The sequence below is a fragment of the Streptomyces sp. NPDC059897 genome (assembly GCF_042730865.1).
Lineage (GTDB): Bacteria > Actinomycetota > Actinomycetes > Streptomycetales > Streptomycetaceae > Streptomyces.
The window spans coordinates 12,302-20,694 of the sequence record NZ_JBHWKQ010000045.1; the positions used below are offsets into that span (position 1 = coordinate 12,302).

At 71.9% G+C, this 8,393-nt stretch carries 8 protein-coding genes; 3 read left to right on the forward strand and 5 right to left on the reverse strand.

Annotated elements, in window-relative coordinates; translation table 11 throughout:
* Positions 1-2,134 (reverse strand): DEAD/DEAH box helicase (locus ACFV9W_RS32970; protein ID WP_385768578.1); only part of this gene is annotated, 2,134 nt, incomplete at its 3' end.
* A 517-nt stretch (positions 2,135-2,651) separates the two neighbouring features.
* Between ACFV9W_RS32970 and ACFV9W_RS32975 the strand changes: the two genes are divergently transcribed.
* The gene (locus tag ACFV9W_RS32975) at positions 2,652-3,416 is read left to right on the forward strand and encodes a ferritin-like fold-containing protein (RefSeq protein WP_385768580.1); all 765 of its coding nucleotides are present in this window, start codon (positions 2,652-2,654) and stop codon (positions 3,414-3,416) included.
* Between the two features lie 45 nt (positions 3,417-3,461).
* Here the strand turns inward: ACFV9W_RS32975 and ACFV9W_RS32980 are convergent, their stop codons facing one another.
* The 4 genes from ACFV9W_RS32980 to ACFV9W_RS32995 form a co-directional block, all read right to left on the reverse strand.
* Positions 3,462-3,737, reverse strand: coding sequence for a hypothetical protein (locus ACFV9W_RS32980; protein WP_385768582.1), 276 nt, complete (start codon positions 3,735-3,737; stop codon positions 3,462-3,464).
* Positions 3,738-3,922: 185 nt separating this feature from the next.
* On the reverse strand, positions 3,923-4,150 hold the full coding sequence (locus tag ACFV9W_RS32985; RefSeq protein ID WP_326013968.1) for a DUF3107 domain-containing protein: 228 nt from the start codon (positions 4,148-4,150) through the stop codon (positions 3,923-3,925).
* 184 nt (positions 4,151-4,334) lie between these two features.
* Positions 4,335-4,976 (reverse strand): TetR/AcrR family transcriptional regulator, encoded by a 642-nt coding sequence (locus ACFV9W_RS32990; RefSeq protein ID WP_326013966.1) that lies wholly within the window; start codon positions 4,974-4,976, stop codon positions 4,335-4,337.
* A 198-nt stretch (positions 4,977-5,174) separates the two neighbouring features.
* On the reverse strand, positions 5,175-5,393 hold the full coding sequence (locus ACFV9W_RS32995; RefSeq protein ID WP_385768585.1) for a hypothetical protein: 219 nt from the start codon (positions 5,391-5,393) through the stop codon (positions 5,175-5,177).
* A 232-nt stretch (positions 5,394-5,625) separates the two neighbouring features.
* Between ACFV9W_RS32995 and ACFV9W_RS33000 the strand changes: the two genes are divergently transcribed.
* Both ACFV9W_RS33000 and ACFV9W_RS33005 read left to right on the forward strand, forming a co-directional pair.
* Positions 5,626-6,675 (forward strand): alpha/beta fold hydrolase, encoded by a 1,050-nt coding sequence (locus ACFV9W_RS33000; protein WP_385768587.1) that lies wholly within the window; start codon positions 5,626-5,628, stop codon positions 6,673-6,675.
* 8 nt (positions 6,676-6,683) lie between these two features.
* Positions 6,684-8,180, forward strand: a complete 1,497-nt coding sequence (locus tag ACFV9W_RS33005; RefSeq protein ID WP_385768589.1) for a DUF3152 domain-containing protein — start codon at positions 6,684-6,686, stop codon at positions 8,178-8,180.
* Positions 8,181-8,393 lie beyond the last annotated feature (213 nt).

The following is an 8,393-nucleotide window of genomic DNA, read 5'->3' on the forward strand; positions in this document are numbered from 1 at the left end:
CGGCGGGCTCGGCCTTCTTGCGCGTGCGGGTGCGCGTGGCGGGCTTGGCCTCGGCGGCCTCCGCGGTGTCGACGGCGGCCTCCGCCTTCTTGCGCGTGCGACGCGGCTTCGCCTCGGTCGCCTCGGCCGCCTCAGCGGTCTCGGCGGCGGGCTCGGCCTTCTTGCGCGTGCGGGTGCGCGTGGCGGGCTTGGCCTCGGCGGCCTCCGCGGTGTCGACGGCGGCCTCCGCCTTCTTGCGCGTACGCGTACGGGCCGCCGGCTTCGCCTCGGTGGCCTCGACGGTGTCGACCGCAGCCTCCGCCTTCTTACGGGTGCGGGTCCGCGTGGCGGGCTTGGCCTCGGCGGCCTCCGCGGTGTCGACGGCCGCTTCGGCCTTCTTCCGCGTACGGGTGCGCGTGGCGGGCTTCGCCTCGGCGACCTCGGGGGCCTCGGCGACCTCGGTGGCCTCGACGGTGTCGACCGCGGCCACCGCCTTCTTGCGGGTGCGCGCGGGCTTCGCCTTCGGCTCGGCCTGCTCCGGCTCCGCGGCCGCGGGCACGGCCTCCACCGTCTCGACGACGGCCTCGGCCTTCTTGCGCGTACGGCGGCGCGGCTGGGCGGGAATCTCCGCCTCGACCGTCTCCACGACCGCCTCGGCGGCGGGGGCCACCGGCGCGACCTGCGTGGCGGCGGCGTTCCCGCGCGTACGACGGCGACGACGCGGCGTCCGCGGCTCGGTGGACTCCTCGACGGGAGCGGCAGCAGGGGCGGGAGTGGTCGCGGGCGCGGCCGTGGCCTCACCGGCGCCGACCGGCTCGCCACCGCGCATCCGGCGACGGCGGCGCGGCGCACGCGCCGGGCGCTCACGCTCCTCGCGCTGCTCGCGGTCCCGGCCGCGGTCACGATCCCGGCCGCGGTCCCGGTCGCCCCGGCCGCCGCGCGAGGACGACGCCCCGCGGCCACCGGTCTCGCCCAGGTCCTCGATCTCCTCGGCGTCGAGCCCGGCGCGCGTACGCGACGAGCGCGGCAGCACGCCCTTGGTGCCCGCCGGGATGTTCATCTCCTCGTAGAGGTGCGGCGAGGAGGAGTAGGTCTCGACCGGGTCGTTGAAGTCCAGCTCGAGGGCCTTGTTGATCAGCTGCCAGCGCGGGATGTCGTCCCAGTCGACCAGCGTGATCGCGATGCCCTTCTTGCCCGCGCGGCCGGTGCGGCCGATGCGGTGCAGATAGGTCTTCTCGTCCTCGGGGGACTGGTAGTTGATGACGTGCGTCACATCGTCGACGTCGATGCCGCGCGCGGCGACGTCGGTGCAGACGAGAACGTCCACCTTGCCGTTGCGGAACGCGCGGAGCGCCTGCTCGCGGGCGCCCTGGCCCAGGTCGCCGTGGACCGCGCCGGAGGCGAAGCCGCGGCGCTTGAGCTGGTCCGCGATGTCGGCCGCCGTGCGCTTCGTACGGCAGAAGATCATCGAGAGTCCGCGGCCCTCGGCCTGCAGGATGCGCGCGACCATCTCGGGCTTGTCCATGTTATGCGCGCGGTACACGTGCTGCGCGATGTTGCGCACCGTCGCGCCCTCGTCGTCCGGCGACGTGGCACGGATGTGCGTCGGCTGCGACATGTAGCGGCGGGCCAGGCCGATGACGGCGCCCGGCATGGTCGCCGAGAACAGCATCGTCTGACGCTTAGCCGGAAGCATGTTGATGATCTTCTCGACGTCGGGCAGAAAGCCCAGGTCGAGCATCTCGTCGGCCTCGTCGAGGACGAGCGCCTTGACGTGCGAGAGGTTCAGCTTCTTCTGGCCTGCCAGGTCGAGCAGTCGGCCGGGCGTACCGACGACGACGTCGATGCCCTTCTTCAGGGCCTCGACCTGGGGCTCGTACGCACGACCGCCATATATGGCGAGGACGCGCACATTGCGCACCTTGCCGGCGGTCAGGAGGTCATTGGTCACCTGCTGGCACAGCTCGCGCGTCGGGACGACGACGAGGGCCTGCGGGGCGTCGGTCAGCTGCTCGGGCGTGGCCCGGCCCGCCTCGACGTCCGCGGGGACGGTGACGCGCTCCAGGAGCGGGAGGCCGAAACCGAGGGTCTTGCCCGTGCCGGTCTTGGCCTGGCCGATGACGTCCGAGCCGGCAAGGGCGACGGGGAGGGTCATCTCCTGGATGGGAAAGGGGTTGATGATGCCGACGGCCTCAAGGGCCTCCGCCGTCTCGGGAAGAATGCCGAGCTGACGGAAAGTCGAAGTCTGCGTAGTCAGGGTGTTGCCTCTTCTGTGAGGTGCGGCGCGAGGCGAACGCGGGGGTCTTCTCGACCGTGCCGGTCTGGTACACCGGACTCGAGCCGCGGTCTGCGGGGATCGGGTGGACCGGATGGCGCGGGACCACTGCCGACGCTCGAGCGCTCGTGCCGCTGAGGGCCCCTCCTCGATCCGTACGCCTTGTGACGTACGACCCGGAGGGCTGTCGGGTCGGAGCCGATCGGGCCTCCGACCGGGCATCCTCATTCATGAGGCCCGTCCGAAGTGCGCAGAAGCGCCTCTTGCAGCGCCTTGCACTCGGCGGGCTCTTTACCACCATACCCCGGATTCGCGCATGTGCGATGGCCGAATGCCGGACGTAGCCGTCGTCACACTCCTTGACCAGGGACTTCCACGACCCGGAGAGCGGGCTATTGTGCGCTTCATGGAGACGCCTGACAACGCCACGCCGACCGCCGACGCATCCCAGGAAAACCAGGGCCTCACCGGAATCGCCGCCCAGGACTGGGCCACCGCGGCCGCGGACGACAACTACCGCGCCGCCGTCGTCGACCTGCTGGGCGCGCTCGCGTACGGAGAGCTCGCGGCGTTCGAGCGGCTCGCCGAGGACGCGAAGCTGGCGCCCACGCTGGCCGACAAGGCGGAGCTGGCCAAGATGGCGTCCGCCGAGTTCCACCACTTCGAGCAGTTGCGCGACCGGCTCTCGGCGATCGGCGTGGAGCCGACCGAGGCGATGGACCCGTTCGTCGAGGCGCTCGACGGCTTCCACCGCCAGACCGCCCCGTCGGACTGGCTGGAGGGCCTGGTCAAGGCGTACGTCGGCGACTCGATCGCGTCCGACTTCTACCGGGAGGTCGCGGCCCGCCTCGACTCGGACACCCGCTCGCTCGTCCTCGCCGTGCTCGACGACACCGGCCACGCGTCGTTCGCCGTGGAGAAGGTGCGCGCCGCGATCGAGGCCGACCCGCGCGTGGGCGGCCGGCTCGCGCTGTGGGCGCGGCGGCTCATGGGAGAGGCGCTGTCGCAGTCGCAGCGGGTGGTCGCGGACCGGGACGCGCTGTCCACGATGCTGGTCGGGGGCGTGGCCGACGGCTTCGACCTGGCCGAGGTCGGCAAGATGTTCTCGCGGATCACCGAGGCGCACACCAAGCGGATGGCGGCGTTGGGGCTCGCCGCCTAGGACCAGTCCTCCCGGACCGCGCCTGCGGGGCCGCTCCTCCTGCGGTTACGCGTACGGAGTCAGCTGCTGCCGTGCTCTGCCACGGGTGGGGCGCAGCAGCAGCGAGAGCAGGGCCACGGACATGGCGACCGCGCCGCCGAGCGTGGCGATCGCATGGCCGGGACCGAGCGCGCTGTGGGTGACGAACGCCCCGAACAGGGCGCCCGCGACGCCGGTCGGCAGCACGAGTGTGCGTGACGGCAGCCGGTGCGGCAGTCGGTGGCCCGCCCAGAGGGCGAGCGCCGTGCCGAGCAGTACGGAGCCGAGAACTTCGAGAAGCATGGTGCGGATACCTCCCGCGCGGCCGTTGAGTGCGTGTCGGACGTAGCCGGTCTACCCCTGGCCTCCCGGGCGCAACCCTCCGCGGGAGGATCGGCTGCGTCTCCGCCGTGACCATGCAAAAGGCCTGATGGCAGCTGTGCCATCAGGCCTTTCACATTCTGGCCGCGGGTCCCTTCCGGGACGTTCTACAGCGGGCCGAAGCCCACCTTCCGCGCCGACGGCTCGCCGAGCTCGACATAGGCGAGGCGCTCGGCGGGGACCAGGACCTTGCGGCCCTTCTCGTCCTTCAGGGAGAGGAGCTGGGACTTGCCGGACAGCGCCGCGGACACCGCGCTCTCGACCTCCTCGGCGGACTGGTCGCTCTCCAGAACGATCTCGCGAGGCGTGTGCAGCACGCCGATCTTGACCTCCACGGCCTTGTCCCTCCGACGATCCGTGATGTGCGCGGAACACCGCGCCGTACCCAGCAAACATTAGCCCGGCCAGGCGAGACTCCCGGCGCCACGGCTGCACGCCAAGAGCGAACAGCCGGACGGGAACAGAGTGCGTCGTGGGGCGGGGCCGGGTGCGCGCAGGGGCGCGCTCAGTGGGGCGCGCTCAGTGGTGCTCTGCGCCGTGCAGCGGGAAACCCGCGATGCCGCGCCAGGCGAGCGACGTGAGGAGCTGCACCGCCGTGTCGCGCTCGACCGGGCTGGAGCTGGACAGCCAGTAGCGCGCGACGACCTGGGAGACGCCGCCGAGGCCCGTCGCGAGGAGCATCGACTCGTCCTTGGACAGGCCCGTGTCCTCCGCGATCACGTCCGAGATCGCCTCGGCGCACTGCAGGCTGACCCGGTCGACGCGCTCGCGCACCGCCGGCTCGTTCGTCAGGTCCGACTCGAAGACGAGCCGGAACGCGCCGCCCTCGTCCTCCACGTACGCGAAGTAGGCGTCCATGGTCGCCGCGACGCGCTGCTTGTTGTCCGTCGTGGAGGCGAGCGCCGTGCGCACCGACTGCAGCAGGGACTCGCAGTGCTGGTCGAGCAGCGCCAGGTAGAGCTCGAGCTTGCCGGGAAAGTGCTGGTAGAGCACCGGCTTGCTGACGCCGGCCCGCTCGGCGATGTCGTCCATCGCGGCCGCGTGGTACCCCTGCGCGACGAAAACCTCCTGGGCCGCGCCCAGAAGCTGATTGCGTCGGGCACGGCGCGGCAGGCGTGTGCCCTTGGGGCGCGCTGCCTCCGTCTGCTCGATGGCTGTCACGCCGCCTCCCAAGATTGTCCGTGTGCGGTGTGCGCCGCGACGCCATCGTACTTTTGGGTAACCCTGATGTGCGCGGTGCGAGCGCAGAATTTCACGGACCGGACTCCTGTGAAAACCGCATGTAGTGAGCCCGATGTCACATCTGTGGTCACAAATGGGTGGATCATGCCGCCCCGTTCACCGATATCGGTGCAGCGGTCACCGATAGTCGTCCTCGTCGATCGCGACGACGCGGGCCTGCTCCGCCCGGTCCGCCTCGTTCGCGGTGTCCGGATCGGCCTCCGTGTCGGGCTCGTCGTCCTGTTCGGGTGCGAGGTCCGTGTACTGCTCCGCGCTGTCGGCCTCGGGGGTCTCCACGCCCGCCTCGGCGGGGCGGCGCTCCGTGAAGGTCTCGGGGTCGCTCGGGTCGACCGTCATCGGTGGCTCCCTTCGTCACCTGTCCGTTCGTGGACGGGTGCCCTGATATCGAGCGTAGGAGACACCCGATCGGGGCGCTATGCGACCTTTCGTGGATCTCCCGAGCGGCGCGGGGTCCCCCGGCCCGGCGTGGCGCGGGTTTCCCTGAGCGAACCCGCCCGGTCGTGGCGCGTTCGGACCTGTGACGGCGAACACGCGATCCACTGTGTGATCGTCTCGTAACATATGTCGCATGTCTTCGACCGAGTCGCCGCGCGTGCCCCCCGCCATCGCCGCCGCGACGCCCAAGCCGGGCGCCGTCGAAGTCGCCGAGGGGGAGCGCCTGCGATCGGTCGGGCTGCCCGGTCTGACACTGTCGGTCCGTTCCCGTCCCGGAGCGCGCGAGGGGCTGCCGCCCGCGCTCTACGTGCACGGGCTCGGCGGCTCCTCGCGGAACTGGTCGGCGCTGATGCCGCTGCTCGCGGACGTCGTCGACGGGGAGGCGGTCGATCTGCCGGGGTTCGGCGACTCGCCGCCACCGGACAACGGCGACTACTCGGTGACCGGGCACGCGCGCGGGATCGTTCGCTATCTCGACGCACAGGGCCGCGGCCCTGTGCACCTCTTCGGGAACTCGCTGGGCGGTGCCATCGCCACGCGCGTGGCCGCCGCGCGCCCCGATCTCGTCCGTACGCTGACCCTGGTGTCGCCCGCGCTGCCGGAGCTCCGGGTGCAGCGCACCGCCCTGCCGACCGGACTGCTCGCGGTGCCCGGCGTCGCCCCGCTCTTCACGCGCCTGACGAAGGAGTGGACGCCCGAGCAGCGCGTGCGCGGCGTGATGGCCCTTTGCTACGGGGACCCGAACCGGGTCACGCCCGAGGGCTTCCGGGTGGCCGTCGAGGAGATGGAACGGCGGCTCCAGCTGCCGTACTTCTGGGACGCGATGGCCCGCTCCGCGCGCGGTGTCGTGAACGCGTACACGCTCGGTGGGCAGCACGGCCTCTGGCGCCAGGCCGAGCGCGTGCTCGCGCCGACGCAGCTCATATACGGCGGGCGTGACCTGCTGGTCTCGTACCGGATGGCGGCCCGCGCGGCACGCGCCTTCCGGGATTCGAGGCTGCTCACGCTCCCGGACGCGGGGCATGTCGCGATGATGGAGTACCCGGCGACGGTCGCGACGGCGTTCCGGGAACTCCTCGCCGACACCGAAGCGTTGAACAAGAGGCGCGGGAGCGCCAGTAGTGCCGGTGACGCCGTGAGTGACGTGTCCGGCACCGACGACCACACGACACTGGGGAGCTGAGGCGGCCTGTGGGACGGCATCGCCGCCGAGGATCGGCAGACGGCGCTGAGGACGCTGTCGACGTACAGGTAGAGGCCGAGGCGCACGCCGCGCCGCGGCCGGGCGTCGGTACCGGGCGCAGACGACGTGGGCCCGCCGACGCGCCGCCCGAGCCCACTCCGCCGCCTGCGTCCGGACGCCCCGCCTTTCCCGGCCACACGTCCGCGCGTCCGGGGGCCGGGCCGGTGCGTGGCGGCCATCCCGAACCGCGGGAGCCGGGCGGCGGCTGGGGCGCGTCCGTGCCGCGGGTCGCGGGCCCGGTCGCCTCGGCGCGCGGTCCCGAGCACGGGGTGACGGTTCCCACCGATTCGCCGCTGCCGGGGCCGTGGCCCCGGGGCGAGCGACCGGTTCCGGGGGCGCCGGTTGAGGACGCATCGGCTCGAGACGCATCGGTTCAGGACACATCGGCTCAGGGCGTCCCCGTTCAGGACGCGCCGGTTCAGGGGCACCCGCGGCAGGAGTACATCGACGCGTTCGACGCCCCTTCCGGTGTCCACGCTGCCGCGGATGTCGGCGCTCCCGCGCGGGGCGACGCCCCCGCGGCCGCGGACCCGTACGCGCGCGTGACCGAGTGGGACGCGGAGCCGCCGGCGCCGCCGGAGGACGGGACACCGGCCGGGGCCGACGGCGGGCGGGAGAAGCGCGGCAGGGGCATGACCTTCACGGGTATCGCCGCCGCGGCCGTCACCACCGTGCTCGCCGTGGTCGTCGCCGGGCAGGTCGCCGACAGGGGCGACGGCTCCGCGAGCGACGCGCGGGCGCAGGCCGCCGAGGGCAGCCGACCGCACGGTGGCTCCGCCTCGCGCACGGACCAGCGGGCCGCCCCGAAGGAGACGGCGAAGACCGCCCCGGTGACGTACGAACAGAAGATGGCCAAGAAGTACCCGCTCGCGACGGACCTGAAGGCGTCCGGTTCGTTCGCGGCGGTGCCCGGGGACGTCAAGGCGCCGGGCGGCGGGCAGAAGTTCCGCTACCGGGTCGACGTGGAGAAGGGGCTCGGGCTCGACGGGGCGCTGTTCGCGCAGGCAGTGCAGAAGACCCTGAACGACAAGCGGAGTTGGGCCCACGACAGCGCCCGCACCTTCGAGCGCGTCTCCTCCGGGGAGCCGGACTTCGTGATCACGCTGGCCAGCCCCGGCACGACGGCGGACTGGTGCGCGAAGTCGGGCCTCGACACGACGCAGGACAACGTGTCGTGCGACTCCGCCGCGACCGACCGCGTGATGATCAACGCGTATCGGTGGGCCCAGGGTTCGAAGACGTACGACGACGTGCTCGGCGACAACGCCATCTATCCGTACCGGCAGATGCTGATCAACCACGAGGTCGGGCACCGGCTCGGCTACAACCATGTGAGCTGCTCGCAGGACGGGTCGCTCGCGCCGGTCATGCAGCAGCAGACCAAATTCCTGACGTCCGACGGCATCACCTGCAAGCCCAACCCGTGGGTCTTTCCCAAGGGTTGACGCTGCGTAGCTGTCTGTAGCCGTTCGATCTCTTAGCGCGACCAAACGTCGCGCGTGCGGGAAAGTTACGCCCGTTCACCCCTTTTGGTGGGGGGTTGGTGCACCCGGCCGACCCCCCCCCCCCAGTGCGCCAACCATTGTGACCCGGCGCGGCGCCCAAACCCAACCCGCGCCCCCGACCCGGCCGGTGGGGTATTAAAAAAAGAAACGGGC

Coding starts and splice junctions, on each gene's coding strand:
- ACFV9W_RS32980 (WP_385768582.1), bottom strand. CDS start 3,737: ATGCTTCTCGAAGTTCTCGGCTCCGTACTGCTCGGCACGGCGCTCGCC.
- ACFV9W_RS32995 (WP_385768585.1), bottom strand. CDS start 5,393: ATGACGGTCGACCCGAGCGACCCCGAGACCTTCACGGAGCGCCGCCCC.
- ACFV9W_RS33000 (WP_385768587.1), top strand. CDS start 5,626: ATGTCTTCGACCGAGTCGCCGCGCGTGCCCCCCGCCATCGCCGCCGCG.